Below are 17,132 nucleotides of genomic sequence, written 5' to 3'. Positions count from 1 at the left end.
TGCCTGAAGTGACCGCTGTCAGTCTCGGTATGCCCCCCGTACCGCCGCCGCCGCTCGCCCCGCGCCGGGCCAGCCGCCAGATCATGGTCGGTTCGGTGCCGGTCGGTGGGGGCGCGCCGGTCTCGGTGCAGTCCATGACCACCACCCTGACCGCCGACGTGAACGCCACCCTCCAGCAGATCGCCGAGCTGACCGCGTCCGGCTGCCAGATCGTCCGGGTGGCGGTGCCCTCCCAGGACGACGTCGAGGCGCTGCCGGCGATCGCCAGGAAGTCGCAGATCCCGGTGATCGCCGACATCCACTTCCAGCCGAAGTACGTCTTCGCGGCGATCGACGCCGGCTGCGCCGCGGTCCGGGTGAACCCGGGCAACATCCGGCAGTTCGACGACAAGGTCAAGGAGATCGCCCGGGCGGCCGGCGACGCGGGCGTGCCGATCCGGATCGGCGTGAACGCCGGCTCGCTGGACAAGCGCCTCCTGGCCAAGTACGGCAAGGCCACCGCCGAGGCACTGGTCGAGTCGGCGCTCTGGGAGTGCTCGCTGTTCGAGGAGCACGGCTTCCGCGACATCAAGATCTCGGTCAAGCACAACGACCCGGTGGTGATGATCCGGGCGTACCGGCAGCTCGCCGAGCAGTGCGACTACCCGCTGCACCTGGGTGTCACCGAGGCCGGCCCGGCGTTCCAGGGCACCATCAAGTCCGCCGTGGCGTTCGGCGCGCTGCTCGCCGAGGGGATCGGCGACACCATCCGGGTCTCGCTCTCCGCCCCGCCGGTCGAGGAGATCAAGGTCGGCGCCGCGATCCTGGAGTCGCTGGGCCTGCGCGAGCGGGGCCTGGAGATCGTCTCCTGCCCGTCCTGCGGCCGCGCCCAGGTCGACGTCTACAAGCTGGCCGAGGAGGTCACCGCCGGCCTGGAGGGGCTGCCGGTGCCGCTGCGCGTGGCCGTCATGGGCTGCGTGGTGAACGGCCCGGGCGAGGCCCGCGAGGCCGACCTCGGTGTCGCCTCCGGCAACGGCAAGGGCCAGATCTTCGTCAAGGGCCAGGTCGTCAAGACCGTGCCCGAGAGCCAGATCGTGGAGACGCTGATCGAGGAGGCGCTGCGGATCGCCGACGAGATGGGCGCCGAGATCCCCGAGGAGCTGCGCGGCCTCGTTCCGGGCGGCGCCACGGTCACCGTGCACTGACACGCCGATCCACCGACGACGTGCGGCCGTTCCCACCCGGGGGCGGCCGCACGCGTCGTCTCAGGCCCGCGCCACCGCCCGGGGCACGGCGGCGAACTCGGAGAGGGTGAACCACCGGGGCAGGGCCCGGCGCAGCGCCTCCGGCCCCACCACCTCCACGGCGCCGCCGCGCAGCGCCCCGGGCCAGTCCAGGTCGCCCAGCCACACCTGGACCAGGGTGCGCAGGCTCGCGGTCACCGTCACGGCCACCTCGTGCCCGGGATCGACGTCGCAGACGTCGGCCTCCCCGGTGGCGATGACCAGCCACCAGTCGCGCAGCGCCGGCGGCACGTCCCGGAAGCGGAAGTGCACGACGGTACGCCCCGCCGGCACGGCGCCGTGGTCGACGTGCCGATGCATGTCCCACAGCAGGAGCTTCGGGTCCAGGTCGGCGTCGCCCAGCTCACCGATCCAGCGCACCCCCCACGCGCCGAGCGCCTCGAGCACCGGCCGCAGCTCCCGCCCGGCCTGGGTCGGGACGTAGCGCACGTCGGCGCCGTCGACGCGCCGCTCCACCACCCCGGCGCGGACGAGCTGGTGCAGCCGCCGGGACAGCAGGGTGGGCGACATCCGCGGCAGGCCCCGGCGCAGGTCGTTGAAGCGTTCGGACCCGCTCACCAGCTCCCGGACGACGAGCAGCGTCCAGCGCTCGTCGAGCAGCTCCATGGCCTTCGCGATGGGGCAGAACTGGTGGTAGGAGGCCCCCATGGCCCGGACGCTACGCCGGGGCCGACCGTGGGACCAGGAACCTGTCGGGAGCGGTACACATCTCGTACTGGGTGGCCGCTCCGCCGCTGCCTACCGTCCCCATCAGGACGAGTCGGAGGAGCGGAAATGATCGACGAGATGGAGCAGGACCGGGCCGTGAAGGCCGGACACCGGCGGATGTGGGCGCTCGGCAGCTACGCCACGGTCGCCGCCGAGGTCATCCCCGAGCTGGGGGCGGCGCTGGTCGAGGCGGCCGGGGTGGGGCCGGGTGACCGGGTGCTGGACGTGGCCGCGGGCACCGGTAACGCGGCCGTTCCGGCGGCCCTGGCGGGGGCCGAGGTGGTGGCCAGCGACCTGACCCCGGAGCTGCTGGAGATCGGGCGGGCGCTGGCCGCGGAGCGTGGCGCGGAGCTGGACTGGCAGGAGGCCGACGCCGAGGCGCTGCCGTACGCCGACGGCGAGTTCGACCGGGTGCTGTCCTGTGTGGGGGTGATGTTCGCGCCCCGGCACCGGGCCGCCGCCGACGAACTGGTCCGGGTCTGCCGGCCGGGCGGCACGATCGGCCTGGTCAACTGGACTCCGGAGGGCTTCATCGGTCAGTTGTTCGCCACCATGAAGCCGTACGCGCCCCCGCCGCCGCCCGGCGCGCAGCCGCCGCCGCTGTGGGGCGACGAGGCGCACGTCCGCGCGCTGCTCGGTGACCGGGTGACCGATCTCGTGCTGCGCCGCGAGGTGGTCACCGTGGACCGGTTCGCCGCCCCGGAGGACTTCCGCGACTACTTCAAGGCCCACTACGGGCCGACGATCGCGGTGTACCGGGCCAACGCCGCGGACCCCGAGCGGGTGGCCGCGCTCGACCGGGACCTCGCAGACCTGGCCCGGCGGCACACCGAGGCCGGGGTGATGTGCTGGGAGTATCTGCTGGTCACCGCCCGCCGGCGCGGCTGACGGCGGCGCCGGCCGGGGTGGCGGTCCCGTGACCACCCCGGCCGGCGCACCGGGTGCGGCGACTCACTCGGATTCGGCGAGGATCGCGTACAGCTTGCGCCGGGTCTCGTCGAGCACCTGGGCGGCGCGCGCCCGCTGGTCGTCGGTGCCGGTCATCATCACCTGCCGCAGGGCGTTCATGGCCTGCGCGCCGGCGTCGCGGATGTCGTGCCAGCTGTTCACGGTCTGCTCGGCGAACTCGCCCCAGGGCGGGGTCTGCGCCGCCTCGGCGGCCTCGGCCTGTCCCTGCTCGGTGAGGGCGAACCGCTTCCGCCCGCCGTCGGAGTCGGCGGCGGCCGCGATGACGCCCTCGTCCTCCAGCAGCTGCAGGGTCGGGTAGATCGAGCCGGGGCTGGGCCGCCAGGCCCCGCCGGTCCGGGAGTCGATCTCCTGGATCATCTCGTAGCCGTGCATGGGCCGCTCGGTGAGCAGGGCCAGCACGGAGCCGCGCACGTTGGGCCGGCGGCCGCGCCCGCGGCCCCGTCCGCCCCGGCCGTGGCCGTGACCGAACGGGCCGGGCGGGAACGGCGGCGGTCCCGGGGGTACGGGCGGGAAGCCGAAGCCCCGCATCCGCATCTCGTCGTGCACGGCGTGCATCCGTCGGTGGAAACCCATCGGGCTCTCCTTCTGTCGTCCTATCACTGATGCATCAACGATATATCGGCAATGCATCGGCGACAAGCCGAATGTGGGACGGGACCGCAAACCGTACGTACGTCTTGCTATGGTCTCGGGGTGCGCCTGCTTCCCGAACCGGGCCCGTCCCGGACCCTCGCCCTGTCCAGCCTCGTCAACACCGTCGGCCGGGGCACCTGGCTCACCGTCAGCGCGCTCTTCCTCACCCGCTCGGTCGGGCTCACCGTGGCCCAGGTCGGCCTCGGCCTCACCCTCACCGCGCTGGTGAGCCTCGTGACCAGCACGCCGATGGGCTACCTGGCCGACCGGCTCGGCCCGCGCGGTCTCCAGATCACCGCGCTGCTCGCCTCCGCCGGGTTCACCGCCGCCCTGGTGGCCGTCCGCTCCTTCGCGGGGTTCCTGGTGGTCGGGGTGCTGATGGCGGTCGCCGACTCGGCGACCCGGGGCGCCCGGGGCGCGCTGATCGCCGGCGCGGTGCCACCGGACCAGCGGGTGCGCACCCGGGCCTACCTGCGCGCGGTCACCAACGTCGGCATCTCGGTGGGCACCGTGCTGGCCGGCTTCGGCCTGGCCGCCGACACCCGGACCGCGTACGTGTCGCTGATCCTGCTCGACTGCGCCACCTACCTGGTGGCCGCGGCGGTGCTGCTCCGGCTGCCACCCGTGCCGCCGGTGCCGGCGCCGACCCACGGGCCGCGGCTCATCGCCCTGCGGGACCGGCCGTTCCTCGCCTTCACCGTGCTCGACGGGCTCATGTCGATGCACTTCAGCCTGATCAACATCGCCCTGCCGCTGTGGATCGCCGGGCACACCACTGCGCCGCGCTGGCTGATCTCCGCCTGCCTTCTGGTGAACACCGTGGTGGTGGTGCTCTTCCAGGTCCGCGCCTCGCGGGGCACCGAGGACCTCGCCGGCGCCGGTCGGGCGGCCCGCCGGGCCGGCGCGGTGATCGCGGTCGCCTGCGCGCTCTTCGCGGCCGGCGGGGGCGTACCGGTGGCGGTGGCGGTGCCGCTGCTGCTCGGCGGCGCGCTGGTGCACGTGGTGGGGGAGCTGTGGCACGCGGCGGCCGGCTGGGGCATCTCGTTCGGGCTGGCCCCCGCCCACGCGCAGGGCCAGTACCAGGGCGCCTACGGGATGGGCATGCAGCTCGGCTCGATGGTCGCCCCGGTGGTGGTGACCACCCTGGCGGTCGGCTGGGGCGTACCGGGGTGGCTGCTCCTCGGCGGGCTGTTCCTGGTGCTCGGGGCGCTGGTGCCGCCGGTGGTGCGCTGGGCCGCCCGCACCCGGCCGGCCGTGCCGGAGCCGGCGGCCGTCCCGGTCGGCTGAGCCGCCACTCACCACCGATCGTCCGGCGTCCTCAGGTCGACCCGCGCGGGCCCGGGTGCATCTGGCAGGCTGGTATTCGTGCTCACGGTGCCGGTACGCCAACTCGGGGAGTCGGAGCGCCGTGCCGTTGAGCGGCTGCTCGACCTCGACCCCTACGCGGGCGCGCAGGTCGCCGAGCGGGTGGCGGCGCGCGGGCTGGCCTGGTGGCGGGCCGAGGGGCGGATCCTGGGCTACGGCCCGCGCCGCAACCTGGAGTCCATCTGCTGGCTCGGCGGCAACCTCACCCCGGTGCTCGCCTCGGAGTCGGCGGTGGCCGCCTTCGCCGACCAGCTGAGCACCGAGGAGCGGCTCTGCTCCTCGATCGTGGGCCGGGCCGACGCGGTGCTCGGGCTGTGGGACCGCCTCTCCGCCTACTGGGGGCCGGCCCGGGACGTACGCCCCAACCAGCCCCTGCTGGCCACGGACGCGCTGCCCGCCGTGGCGCCCGACCCCGAGGTGCGCCGGGTGCGCGGCGGTGAGGTCGACCGGCTCTTCCCGGCGGCGGTGGCCATGTACACCGAGGAGGTCGGGGTGTCGCCGCTGGCCGAGGACGGCGGGCGCGGCTACCGGCGGCGGGTGGGTGACCTGGTCCGCGCGGGCCGGGCCTACGCCCGGTTTGTGGACGGCAGGGTGGTCTTCAAGGCCGAGCTGGCCGTGGTCACCCGGCGCACCGCGCAGGTGCAGGGGGTCTGGGTCGCGCCGGAGTGGCGGGGTCGCGGCATCGCGACCGCGGCCATGGCGGCCGTGGTGCGGGACGCGCTGGAGCGCGTCGCCCCCTCGGTGAGCCTCTACGTGAACGACTTCAACCTGCCCGCCCGCCGGGTCTACGAGCGCTGCGGCTTCCGGCCGGTCGGCACGCTCGCCACCGTGCTGTTCTGATCTTCCGCCCTGCCGGCATGGCCGGGATCACGCGACGTCGTCTTGCCTCGAACCGGACACCCGACGCTATGCTGGGCATGTTTTTGTACTGACCAGTCAGTTTAGAAGTCGGGGAACGGTGCGATGAAGATCGTCGAGGCCAACGGACTCGGGCTGCGGACCCGCCGCGGCTGGGTCTACCGCGAGGTCGACCTCACCGCCGAGGCCGGCGAACTGCACGCCGTCACCGGCCCGCCGGGCAGCGGGCGTACCTCGCTGCTGCTCGCCCTGGCCGGGCGCTTCCCGCACACCCACGGCGAGCTGCGCCGCCGGGGGCCGGCCGCGCTCGGGCAGGTCGCCGGTGTGCACGAGCCCGACCCCACGCTGACCGTCGCCGAGCACATCCAGGAACGGCTGCTGCTGCTCGGGCCGGTGCCGCGCCGCCGCCGGCAGCTCGTCCCGGTCGCCGCCGTCCGCGCCCGGCGGGCCTACCGCCGGGACGCCTTCGCCGCCGCGATCGACGGCGCCGGCTTCACCGACGCCCCGCTCGACCCCGACCGGTACGGCCGCGATCTCACCCCCGTCGAGCGCCAGGTGCTCGGGCTGGTGCTGGCCAGCCTGAGCGGCCCGAGCCTGATCGTCGCCGACGACGTGGACGCCGGCGCCGACGCGCCCGAGCGGGCGTGGATCTGGGCCGCGCTGGCCCGCCTCGCCGACCAGGGGTACGCCGTGGTCGCCAGCGCCCGCGCCGTCGAGCCCGGCGTGACCGCCGTCGCGCACCGGATCGGCGACCCGATCCTGCCCAGCCCGGCCCTGACCCCCGAGGTGACCGCATGAGTGTCGTACGACTCGCGCTGTTCGAGCTGCGCCGGATGACCCGGGGCCGGCTGCCGCGCGCCGCGCTCGCCGTCCTCACCGTCATCCCGCTCCTCTACGGCGCCCTCTACCTCTACGCCTTCTGGGACCCGTACGGGAACCTCGACCGGATCCCGGTGGCCCTGGTCAACGCCGACCGGGCCGCGAAGGCGAGCGACGGCAGCGAGGTGCACGCCGGCCGCGACCTCACCGACGAACTGCTCGACCGGAAGGTCTTCGGCTGGACCGTGACCGACCAGGAAGACGCCACCGAGGGGCTCCGCGACGGCCGCTACCACCTGGTCTTCTCCATACCGGCGGACTTCTCCGCCACCCTGGCCGCCAGCCCCGAACCCGACCGGCCGGCCCGCCGGGGCGAGCTGAAGGTGGTCAACGACGACGCCACCAACTACCTCTCCGGGCTGCTCGCCCGCTCCGCCTTCAGCGAGATCCGGGCCGCCGCCGCCGAGAGCACCGCCGCGTCCTACTTCGACAAGATGCTCATCGGCTTCACCGACGCCAAGGCCGAGACCGGCCGAGCCGCCGACGGCGCCGGAAGGATCCACGACGGGCTCGACACCTCGCAGCAGGGCGCCGGCCAGCTCGCCGACGGGCTGGGCACCGCCGAGGACGGCGCCGGGCAGCTAGCCGGCGGGCTCACCACCTCCGTGCAGGGCGCGACCAAGCTCGCCACCGGCCTGGACCAGCTCTACACCGGGGCCGCGCAGATCGCCGACGGCGCCAACCGGGCGGCCACCGAGACCCGCGCCGCCGCGAAGCAGGTCGACGCCGCCGCGGACAAATACGAGCCGCTGCTCCGCAGGAACGCCGGCGACATCCAGCGGGCCGCCACGCTGGTCGCCGAGGGCGCGCAGGCGCTCGCCGACGGCCTCGACGCGCTGCCGGCCAGGGCCGACGAGGTGATCGGCCAGGCGGAGAAGGTGCGCGACCGGCTCGACGCGCTGGTGAAGGAGCACCCGGAGCTGGCCGACGACCCGAACCTGGTCGCCGCCCGCAAGGCCGCCGACCAGGCGGTCACCGCGGCCCGGGCCATGGTCGCCGCGCTGGACAAGACCGACCTCGCCGCGCTGAAGAAGCAGATGACCGAGGTCGCGAAGACCGCCCGGGAGGTGGCCGCCGCCGCGCCGCACCTGGCCGACGACGTGGCCTCGGCCCGGGCCAAGGTCGACCAGCTGGCCGGCGGGCTCACCACCCTGGCCCAGGGCAGCGCCAAGCTCCGCGACGGGCTCGGCGGCGCCGCCGACGGCGCCGACCAGCTCCGCGGCGGCCTCTACCGGCTCGCCACCGGCGCCCGGCAGCTCGACGGCGGCCTGGCCCAGCTCAGCACCGGCAGCAACCGCCTCGCCGACGGGCTGACCAAGCTGGAGGGCGGCGCCGGCGACCTCGCCGACGGGCTCGCCGCCGGGGAGAAGAAACTGCCCGGGTACGACGACGCGGGCAGCCGCGCCGACATCCTCGGCGACCCGGTCGGGCTGATCCGCCACTCCGACCACCCGGCCGGCTCGTACGGCGTGGGCTTCGCCCCCTACTTCCTGGCCCTGGCGCTCTGGGTCGGCGCGATGATCACGTACATGCTGCTGCGGCCGGTGAACCGGCGGCACGTGATGTCCGGCGCGCCCGGCTGGCGGGTCGTGCTCGCCGGCTGGCTGCCCGCCGCGGGGATCGGGCTGGCCCAGGTCGCGGTGCTCTACACCGTGGTCACCCTGGCGCTGGGCCTCGACCCGCGGCACGGGCCGGCGACCTTCGGGCTGCTCGCGCTCACCTCGCTGGCGTTCACCGCGATCATGCAGCTGCTCGGCGTGGCGCTCGGCCCGGCCGGCCGGCTCGCCGCGCTGGCCCTGCTCATGCTCCAGCTCACCTCCTCCGGCGGCACCTACCCGGTGCAGACCTCGCCCGGCTTCTTCCAGGCCATCCACCCGTGGCTCCCCATGACGTACGTGGTGGGCGGCCTGCGGCACACGATCAACGGCGGTCCGGCCGGGCCGGTGGTCACCGGCGCGCTGGTGCTGCTCGCGTTCGGTGCGGGCGCCCTGGCGCTCACCGTCGGCGGGGCCCGCCGGTCCCGCCGGCTCACCCCGGCCAAACTGCACCCCGAGCTGACCATGTGAGGATGGGCGGGTGACGGACGGACGGACCCGCCGGCGGGTGGACACCCGGCAGCGCCTCTTCGTGGCGGCGGTGGAGCTCATCGCCGAGCAGGGCTTCTCGGCCACCACGGTCGACGACATCGCGACCCGGGCCGGGGTGGCGAAAGGGACCGTCTACTACAACTTCGAGTCCAAGACGGTCCTCTTCGAGGAGCTGCTGCGGCACGGCATCGGCCTGCTCACCGCCGAGTTCCGGGCCGCCGTCGCCGGGCTGCCACCACGCGAGGCGCTCGCCGCGCTGGTCCGCGCCGAGCTGGACTACATCCGCCGCTACCGGGCCTTCGCCCAGCTCCTGCTCTCGGAGATGTGGCGGACCAACCGGGAGTGGCAGCAGACCCTGCGGCTGCTGCGCGGCGAGGCCATCGAGGTGATCGCGGAGACCGTCCGCGCCGGGGTGGCCAGCGGCGATCTCCCCGCCGACCTGGACGTGCGCACGGCCAGCTCGGCGCTGTTCGGCGTCGGGCTGGTGGTGGCCGTGGACTGGCTGGTCTTCCAGCCCGAGCGGCCCATCGAGGACGTGCAGGAGGCGCTGCTCGGCATCGTCCGCCGGGTCGCCCAGACGTGACGCCGCGGCGGTAAATCGTTTGAGCGGCAGGGCCGGCCGGGTGAAGGCTGGGGGTACCGCCCCCACCGACCCGAGTCCGGAGGACTGTCCATGCGCCTGCTCCGCGACCTCTGGGCCACCGCACCGCGTCGGATGGCGGTCGTCCTGCTGCTCATCCTGCTCGGCGCGGGCGGCCAGGCCGCCGCCTCCGCGCTGGCCGGGCCCGTGCTGGTGCACCGCTCGCCCGGCTCGTTCACGGTGCTGGCCGTGGCGCTGGTCGCCGCCGTCGTCACCGACCTGCTCATCGGCCTGCTGATGGCCGGCCTCACCGCCGACTGGTCCGCCGACGTCCGCCGCCGGCTCTGCCGGGTCGCGCTCGGGCAGGACCTGCCCACCCTGGAGACCACCCCGGTCGGCGAGCTGCTCGACCGCATCGACAACGACGTCTACCAGGTCGCCGCCGAGATGCGGAACACCGGCGTACGGCTCGTGCAGGGCGTCGCCGTCTGCCTGCTCGCCACGGTCAGCGCGCTGGTCGTCTGGTGGCCGGCCGGCGTCGGGATGATCCTGCTCACGGCGCTGCTCGGCGTGGTGCTGCGCAGGCCCACCGCCCGGATCGCCCCGGCCCGGATGGTGGAGGAGGAGGCCTGGTCCGACCTGGCCGCCGTCATGGAGGAGGCGGTGCACGGCCAGGACGACGTGCGCACCAGCCTGGCCCGCCCGTACGTGCTGCGCCTCTACGCCCGGCGCGCCGCCGAGGTGATCGCCCGGGGCGGCCGGGTCTTCCGGCTGTCCGCCCGGGTCACGGCGCTGGCCGCCGGCGGCGTCCGGGTCGGCATCGCCGCCGTGGTCCTGGCCGGGGCCTGGGCGCTGGCCACGGGCCAGGTGGACGCGGCCCGGCTCACCGCGATCTGGCTGCTGGCCCTGGCCTTCGGCGCGACGGTCGAGCACATCGCCCGCTGGGTGCCGCACCTGCAACAGGCGCTCGGCGCGTGGGCGCGGGTGCAACTGCTCGCCGACTCTCGGCAGGAGCCGACCGGCGGCGCCGCCCCGGTCGACGGGGACCTGACCGTCCGCGGGCTCACCTTCCGCTATCCCGCCACCGGCGAGGATCGCGGCCCGGCGCTGCGCGACGTCACGCTCTCGTTCGCCCGGGGTCGGTCCTACGCCCTGGTCGGCCGGACCGGATCCGGCAAGTCGACGCTGGCCAAGGTGCTCACCCGGGCCGTGGACGTGCCGTCTGGCACCGTCTTCCTGGGCGACACCGACCTGGTCGACCTGGACATCGAGGCGCTGCGCCGGTGGATCGCCGTGGTGCCCCAGCGCACCGAGATCCTGGCCGGCACCCTCGCCGAGAACGTCGCGCTCTTCGACCCCGACCTGCTCGACGACGCCACCCGGGCGCTGGGGGAGCTCGGGCTGGCCGGCTGGATCGCCGAACTGCCCGACGGGGTGCACACCCGGCTCGGCGAGGGCGGGCACGTGCTCTCCGCGGGGCAGGAGCAGCTCGTCGCGTTCGCCCGCATCCTGGTCCGGGACCCGCACGTGGTGATCCTCGACGAGGCCACCGCCCGGCTCGACCCGGTCACCGAGAACCGCGTACGCCAGGCCACCGAACGGCTCCTCACCGACCGGATCGGCATCGTCATCGCACACCGGCTCTCCTCGGTGCGCCGCTGCGACGAGGTCGTGGTGATGGCCGACGGCGCGGTGCTGGAGGCCGGCCCGCTGCGCGAGTCCGCCCGCTTCGCCGAGCTGCTGGCCACCAGCCACGCCAGCGTCTACGCGGGCGCCGGCGGCCGCCGCGGCGGGGTGGAACTGCTGGACGGCCCGGACGGGTGGCCCGACGAGCCGTCCGACAGCGCGGTCCCGGCCACCGCGCCGCGCCAGGTCGCGGTGCCGCGCGCCGACCCGCCGCCGCTGCCCGCCCCACCGCGCGCGCGGACCCTGCGGGAGATCCTGCGGCTCGGCACCAACGACCCGAGGTACGGGCTGGTCTCCATCTGCGTGTTCATCGTGATGACCCTGCTCGGGCTGGACGGCTCGGTGCTGCCCTGGCTCTGGGCCGAGGTGGTCGGCGGGGGCGACCCGTGGCTGCCGGCGCTGGGCATCGTCGCCGCGCTGCTGGTGGTGCTGCCGCTGCCGTACCTGACCAACCTCTGGTTCCCGCAGTGGTGGATCCGGCAGATGCTGCGGATCAGCGCGCGGCTGGTGCACGGGCAGACCGGGGCCCGCCGGGTCAGCGGGCACACCCCGGCCGAGGTGGTGGCCCAGGGCGGCGACACCGACCGGGTGGTGCAGCTCGCCGACAACCTGATGGACCAGTTCATCTCGCTGGCCATCGTGATCACCATGACGCTGGTGACCGGCAGCTTCGTACCCGCGCTGTTCTTCGTCGGGACCATGGTGGTCTCCGGGCTGGCGGCCACCCTGTTCGGGCCGCGGCTGGAACGCACGGCCGGCGGCACCGTCAAGGCGCGCGCCGCCTTCGCCACCGCCCTGGTGTCCTCGCTCTCCGCCGCCCGCACGGTGAAGCTCGCCGGCGCCACCCGCCCGGTGCTGCACCACCTCGCGAAGCTGGACACCGTGCGCAGCGACCGGCAGCGCCGGGAGATCGCCATGCAGGTGTGGGCCCGGTCCACCCCGTCGATCGCCAGCGGCCTGCTGCCGATCGGGGCCTGGGCGCTCTACCTGACCGGCGGGCTCTCCGCCGGGGCCACCCTGGTCGCCGTCTCGACCCTCGGCGCGGCCCGCTGGTTCGCCTGGACCACCGCGTCGCTGGTCTCGCACTACCCGTCGGCGCGCGTCTGGACCAGGCGGACCGTCGCGATGAGCGGGGTGGCCACCTACTCGGCGGCGGTGCCCGGGCTGGACCTGGCCGCCGGCACCGCCCCGGCGCCGGAACCGCCGCCGCGGCACCCCCTGCGCCGGCTGGAGTTGACCGGCTTCGGCGCGCTGCACTCCGACGGCACCCTCGCCGTCCGCGACGTCGACCTGACCGTCGACCGCGGGCAGCTCGTGCTGGTGGTCGGGCCGGTCGGCGCGGGGAAGTCGTCGCTGCTGCGGGCCCTCGCCGGGATCGTGCACCACACCGGCACGCTGCGCTGGAACGGCGAGCCGGTCACCGAGCCGGAGCTGTTCCTCCGCCCCAACCAGGTCGGCTACGTGGGGCAGCTGCCCCGGGTGCTCTCCGGCACGGTGGCGGACAACATCGCGCTCGGGCACCAGGTGGACGCCGCCGGCGCGGTGTCGACCGCCCAGCTCGACCACGACCTGGCGGCCGCCGGGGGCGGGCTCGGGCTGCTCATCGGCCACAAGGGCACCCGGCTCTCCGGCGGGCAGCTCCAGCGGCTGGCGCTGGCCCGGGCGCTCGCGCCGCGTACCGAGCTGCTGGTCGCCGACGACGTCTCGTCCGCGCTGGACGTCACGACGGAGCTGGCGCTCTGGGCGGCGCTGCGCGAGCACGGGGTGACGGTGGTCGGCTCGACCGCGAAGCGGGCGGCGCTGGTGCGCGCGGACCACGTGGTGGTGCTGATCGACGGCACGGTGGCGGCGCAGGGCCCGTGGCAGGACCTGGAGTCCCGCTGGGGCCACCTGGCCGGCTGACCGGGCCTGGCCCTTCCCTGGCGCCCGCGGCGCCCACCCCGGTGATCATGAAGTTAGCGGCGACAAATCGGACGGATTCTGCCGCTAACTTCATGATCAAGCCCCGAAGCCGCGGGCGGCGGGACGGGAGGGGTTAGAAGGCGCGGGTGTACTGGTTGGGCCAGGCCGGGGTGTTGGTCAGTTTGGCGGCGGCTCGGTGGGGCCAGTACGGGTCGCGGAGGAGTTCGCGGCCGAGGAGCACCAGGTCGGCCTCGCCGCCGGCGACGATCTGCTCGGCCTGCTCGGGCTCGACGATCAGGCCGACGGCGCCGGTCGGCACGCCCGCCTCGCGGCGGATCCGCGCGGCGAGGGGCACCTGGTAGCCGGGTCCCAGCGGGATGCTCGCCCGGGCGGCGGCGCCGCCGGAGGAGGCATCCACGAGGTCCACGCCGGCGGCGGCCAGCTCGCCCGCGAGCACCACGCTGTCCTCGACGGTCCAGCCGCCGTCCACCCAGTCGGTGGCGGAGATCCGGGTGAGCACCGGCACGGCCTCGCCGACCGCGGCGCGGACCGCCCGGGCCACCTCCAGGGTCAGGCGCATCCGGCCGGCGCGGTCGCCGCCGTAGCCGTCGGTGCGGTGGTTGGTGAGCGGGGAGAGGAACTCGTGCAGCAGGTAGCCGTGCGCCGCGTGGATCTCCACGGCGGCGAAGCCGGCGTCGAGGGCCCGGCGGGCGGCGGTGCCGAACGCCTCGACCACCCCGGCGATGCCGGCCGCGTCCAGCGCGGTCGGGTTGCGGTAGTCGGGCAGGAACGGCTCGGCGCCGGGGCTGACCGGGGTCCAGCCGCCCTCGGCGTCCGGCACGCCGCCCTTGTGCTCGGCCCACGGCCGGTACGTGGACGCCTTGAACCCGGCGTGCGCGAGCTGCACGGCCGGCACCGAACCCTGGGCGGCGATGAACGCGGCGATCGGCCGCCACGCCTCGACGTGCGCCTCGGACCAGAGACCGGTGTCCTGCGGGGTGATCCGCCCCTCGGGAACCACGGCGGTCGCCTCGGTGATGATCAGCCCGGCGCCGCCGACCGCGCGGGAGCCGAGGTGGACGCGGTGCCAGTCGGTGGGCAGGCCGTCCGGCCCGGCGCTGTACTGGCACATCGGGGCGAGCGCCACCCGGTTGGGCAGGGTGACGCCGCGCAGGGTGAGCGGGGTGAACAGGGCACTCATACGGTCATCCTTCAACGCGGCGGGGGGAGGGCCGAAGCCCTCCCCCCGGGGAAACGGTGTGCTCAGGCGGCTACCGGCGTGAGCTGCTCACTCTCCGGGGCGTCGACCAGGTCGCGCTTGCCGGCCGAGTCGTACGCGGTCCGGTCCAGGGTGCCCTCGCGGGCGGCCACGACGGTCGGCACCAGGGCCTGGCCGGCCACGTTGGTGGCCGTGCGGATCATGTCGAGGATCGGGTCGATGGCCAGCAGCAGGCCGGCGCCGGCCAGCGGCAGGCCCAGCGTGCTGAGGGTCAGGGTGAGCATGACGATCGCCCCGGTCAGGCCGGCGGTGGCGGCCGAGCCGACCACCGAGACGAAGGCGATCAGCAGGTAGTCGGTGACGCCAAGGTGCACCCCGAAGACCTGCGCCACGAAGATCGCGGCGAGGGCCGGGTAGATGGCGGCGCAGCCGTCCATCTTCGTGGTGGCGCCGAACGGCACGGCGAAGGAGGCGTACTCGCGGGGGACGCCGAGGCGCTCGACCGAGCGCTGGGTCACCGGCATGGTGCCCACCGAGGAGCGGGACACGAAGGCCAGCTCGATGGCCGGCCAGGCGCCGGCGAAGAAGCGCAGCGGGTTGAGCCGGCCGGCGGCGATCAGCACCACCGGGTAGACCACGAACAGCACGAGCGCGCAGCCGACGTAGACGGCGGTGGTGAACTTCGCGAGCGGGGCCAGCAGGTCCCAGCCGTACGAGGCGACGGCGTTGCCGATGAGGCCGAGGGTGCCGATCGGGGCGAGCCGGATGACCCACCAGAGCGCCTTCTGCACGATGGCCAGCACCGAGCGGTTGAGGGTCACGAACGGCTCGGCGGCCTCGCCGATGAGCAGCGCGGCGGCACCGATCACCAGGGCGAGGAAGACGATCTGGAGGACGTTGCCCTCGACGAACGCGCCGACCGGGTTGGTGGGCACGATGCCGGTGAGGAAGTCGGTCCAGGAGCCGGTCCGCTTCGGCGCGGTGGCGCCGGCCAGGTCGAGGGTGACGCCCTTGCCCGGGTCGGTGAGCAGGCCGAGGCCGATGCCGATGCCCACCGAGATCAGGGCGGTGATGCCGAACCAGAGCAGCGTCTTGAGCGCCAGCCGGGCGGCGTTGGCCACGCCGCGCAGGCTGACCACGCTGACCACGATGGCGGTGAAGACCAGCGGCGGCACGGCCAGCTTGAGCAGCTGGACGAAGAGGCCGCCGACGGTGTCGAGGGTGCTGGTCAGCCAGGCGAGGTCGTTGGCGCGGGCGAGGAAGCCGAGCGCGACGCCGAGAACGAGGCCGAGCAGGATCTGCACGGAAAAGGGGATCTTGCGCAGGGCGGAAGCCATGGGGATCTGTCCAAGGTCTGGTGGCGGGTGAACGGGGCAGCGTCAGGAGAGCGGCTGCGCCGGACAGATGCCGCTGGCCTGCCGTCGGAGATCGACGTACAGGCGCACGGTGAGGTGCCAGACATTGGTCATCGCCTGCCGACGCTACTCCCGGCCGACGGGAGGCGGAAGGATCGACCCGGGTGACGCTCCTTACAAGCCCGGCAGCACCTTGCCGGGATTCATCAGCCCGCGCGGATCGAACAGCTGCTTGATCCCCCGCATCAGGTCCAGCCCGTGGCTGTCCGCGTAGTCGGCGATGATCTCCCGCTTCGACTGCCCGAGTCCGTGCTCGGCGCTGATGCTGCCGTGGAACGCGTGTGTCGAGTCGTAGACAAGGCGAGCGAGGGCTTCCGCCCGCGTCAGGAACTCCTCGTCATCGCCGCCCACCGGCTTGCTGAGGTTGTAGTGGAGGTTGCCGTCGCCGACATGTCCGTACGTCACGATCCGGATGCCCGGGACGGCCTCCCGCAGGGCCCGGTCGGTGCGATCCACGAACGCCGGGATGCGACTCACCGGCACCGTGACGTCGTGCTTGATGCTGGGGCCCTCGTGGTTCTGCGCCTCGGAGATGCCTTCGCGGAGCGCCCACAGGGCGGTGGCCTGCGCCGGGCTGGAGGCGATCACGGCGTCCCGCACCACACCCCGGTCGAACGCCTCGCCCAGCGCGGCCTCGATCACCTCGTCGAGGTCGGCGTGGGGGAGCGTGTCGCCCAGCTCCACGAGCGCGTACCAGGGGTGGTGGTCGCCGAACGGGTCCCGCGCGCCCGACGAGTGGCGCAGCACGAACTCCACACTCTGCCGGGACATGATCTCGAAGCCGGTCAGCCGGTCGCCCGCGATGTCCCGGAGGATCCCGATCAGGTCGACCGCGGCCTGCGGACCCGGCAGGGCCACCCAGGCCGTCGCGCGGCTGCGGACGGCGGGAAAGAGCTTCAGCACGGCGGCGGTGATGACGCCGAGGGTGCCCTCCGCGCCGATGAACAGCTGCTTGAGGTCGTAGCCGGTGTTGTCCTTCCGCAGCCCGCGGAGCCCGTTCCAGATCCGCCCGTCGGGGAGTACGACCTCCAGGCCGAGGGTCAGGTCGCGCATCGTCCCGTAGCGGAGCACCCCGGTGCCGCCGGCGTTGGTCGCGAGGTTGCCGCCGATCGTGCAGCTTCCCTCTGCGCCCAGGGAGAGCGGGAAGAGCCGGCCGGCGGCCGCCGCGGCCTCCTGCACCGACCGCAGGACCGCGCCGGCCTCCACGGTGATGGTCTGGTTGGCGACGTCGAGGTTCCGGATGCGCCGCATGCGGGTGAGGGAGAGCACCACCTGACGGCCCGAGGAGTCCGGGACGGCGCCGCCACAGAGCCCCGTGTTGCCGCCCTGCGGGACCACCGCGACGCCCGCGTCGCGGCACAGGGTGACGACCGCGGCCACCTGCCCGGTGTCGCCCGGCCGCACGACGGCCGCGGCGGTTCCGGAGTACGTGTTGCGCCAGTCGGTGAGGTAGCCCGCCATCCCGCCCTGGTCGCTGATCAGGCCGGCGGGCCCGACGATCTGCCGCAGCCGGCCGACGAGGTCAGCGCTGCTCGACTTGATCACGGT

At 74.4% G+C, this 17,132-nt stretch carries 13 protein-coding genes; 8 read left to right on the top strand and 5 right to left on the bottom strand.

Features of this window, described 5'->3' with window-relative positions; all coding sequences use genetic code 11:
• The first annotated feature begins 8 nt into the window (after nucleotides 1-8).
• On the top strand, nucleotides 9-1,184 hold the full coding sequence (gene ispG / locus ABZ452_RS00435; RefSeq protein WP_357937333.1) for a flavodoxin-dependent (E)-4-hydroxy-3-methylbut-2-enyl-diphosphate synthase: 1,176 nt from the start codon (nucleotides 9-11) through the stop codon (nucleotides 1,182-1,184).
• A gap of 60 nt (nucleotides 1,185-1,244) precedes the next feature.
• Here the strand turns inward: ispG and ABZ452_RS00430 are convergent, their stop codons facing one another.
• A complete protein-coding gene (locus ABZ452_RS00430) occupies nucleotides 1,245-1,931 on the bottom strand; it encodes a helix-turn-helix domain-containing protein (protein WP_357937331.1) in 687 nt (228 codons plus the stop codon).
• A 126-nt stretch (nucleotides 1,932-2,057) separates the two neighbouring features.
• On the opposite strand from ABZ452_RS00430, the gene ABZ452_RS00425 reads away from it, so the two are divergent.
• Entirely contained in the window at nucleotides 2,058-2,879 is an 822-nt protein-coding gene (locus ABZ452_RS00425; RefSeq protein WP_357937330.1) for a methyltransferase domain-containing protein, read from the top strand.
• Between the two features lie 63 nt (nucleotides 2,880-2,942).
• On the opposite strand, the gene ABZ452_RS00420 is transcribed toward ABZ452_RS00425, so the two are convergent.
• Entirely contained in the window at nucleotides 2,943-3,533 is a 591-nt protein-coding gene (locus ABZ452_RS00420; RefSeq protein ID WP_357937328.1) for a PadR family transcriptional regulator, read from the bottom strand.
• Nucleotides 3,534-3,653: 120 nt separating this feature from the next.
• Between ABZ452_RS00420 and ABZ452_RS00415 the strand changes: the two genes are divergently transcribed.
• From ABZ452_RS00415 to ABZ452_RS00390, 6 genes are all read left to right on the top strand, one after another.
• Nucleotides 3,654-4,880: an MFS transporter gene (locus tag ABZ452_RS00415; protein ID WP_357937326.1), complete on the top strand. Its 1,227-nt coding sequence runs from the start codon at nucleotides 3,654-3,656 to the stop codon at nucleotides 4,878-4,880.
• 78 nt (nucleotides 4,881-4,958) lie between these two features.
• Nucleotides 4,959-5,798 (top strand): GNAT family N-acetyltransferase, encoded by an 840-nt coding sequence (locus ABZ452_RS00410; protein WP_357937324.1) that lies wholly within the window; start codon nucleotides 4,959-4,961, stop codon nucleotides 5,796-5,798.
• 123 nt (nucleotides 5,799-5,921) lie between these two features.
• Nucleotides 5,922-6,614 (top strand): ATP-binding cassette domain-containing protein, encoded by a 693-nt coding sequence (locus ABZ452_RS00405; protein WP_357937322.1) that lies wholly within the window; start codon nucleotides 5,922-5,924, stop codon nucleotides 6,612-6,614.
• Nucleotides 6,611-8,761 carry a YhgE/Pip domain-containing protein gene (locus ABZ452_RS00400; protein WP_357937320.1) on the top strand — a complete coding sequence of 717 codons (2,151 nt, stop codon included), beginning with the start codon at nucleotides 6,611-6,613 and terminating at the stop codon, nucleotides 8,759-8,761. Before ABZ452_RS00405 ends, ABZ452_RS00400 begins: the two co-directional genes overlap by 4 nt.
• A 10-nt stretch (nucleotides 8,762-8,771) precedes the next feature.
• Entirely contained in the window at nucleotides 8,772-9,365 is a 594-nt protein-coding gene (locus ABZ452_RS00395) for a TetR family transcriptional regulator (RefSeq protein WP_357937319.1), read from the top strand.
• 90 nt (nucleotides 9,366-9,455) lie between these two features.
• Complete coding sequence (locus tag ABZ452_RS00390) at nucleotides 9,456-12,950, top strand: ABC transporter ATP-binding protein (RefSeq protein WP_357937317.1); 3,495 nt, start codon at nucleotides 9,456-9,458, stop codon at nucleotides 12,948-12,950.
• Nucleotides 12,951-13,083: 133 nt separating this feature from the next.
• Here the strand turns inward: ABZ452_RS00390 and ABZ452_RS00385 are convergent, their stop codons facing one another.
• From ABZ452_RS00385 to ABZ452_RS00375, 3 genes are all read right to left on the bottom strand, one after another.
• Complete coding sequence (locus tag ABZ452_RS00385) at nucleotides 13,084-14,151, bottom strand: NADH:flavin oxidoreductase/NADH oxidase (RefSeq protein WP_357937315.1); 1,068 nt, start codon at nucleotides 14,149-14,151, stop codon at nucleotides 13,084-13,086.
• 62 nt (nucleotides 14,152-14,213) lie between these two features.
• On the bottom strand, nucleotides 14,214-15,494 hold the full coding sequence (locus ABZ452_RS00380; protein ID WP_357938153.1) for a dicarboxylate/amino acid:cation symporter: 1,281 nt from the start codon (nucleotides 15,492-15,494) through the stop codon (nucleotides 14,214-14,216).
• 204 nt (nucleotides 15,495-15,698) lie between these two features.
• On the bottom strand, nucleotides 15,699-17,129 hold the full coding sequence (locus ABZ452_RS00375) for an FAD-binding oxidoreductase (protein ID WP_357937313.1): 1,431 nt from the start codon (nucleotides 17,127-17,129) through the stop codon (nucleotides 15,699-15,701).
• Between the last annotated feature and the right edge of the window lie 3 nt (nucleotides 17,130-17,132).

This window comes from Micromonospora sp. NPDC005707 (assembly GCF_040631005.1).
Classification (GTDB): Bacteria; Actinomycetota; Actinomycetes; order Mycobacteriales; family Micromonosporaceae; genus Micromonospora.
The sequence above is the reverse complement of the archived record's forward strand: the minus strand, read 5'-3'. Positions and strand labels throughout refer to the sequence as shown.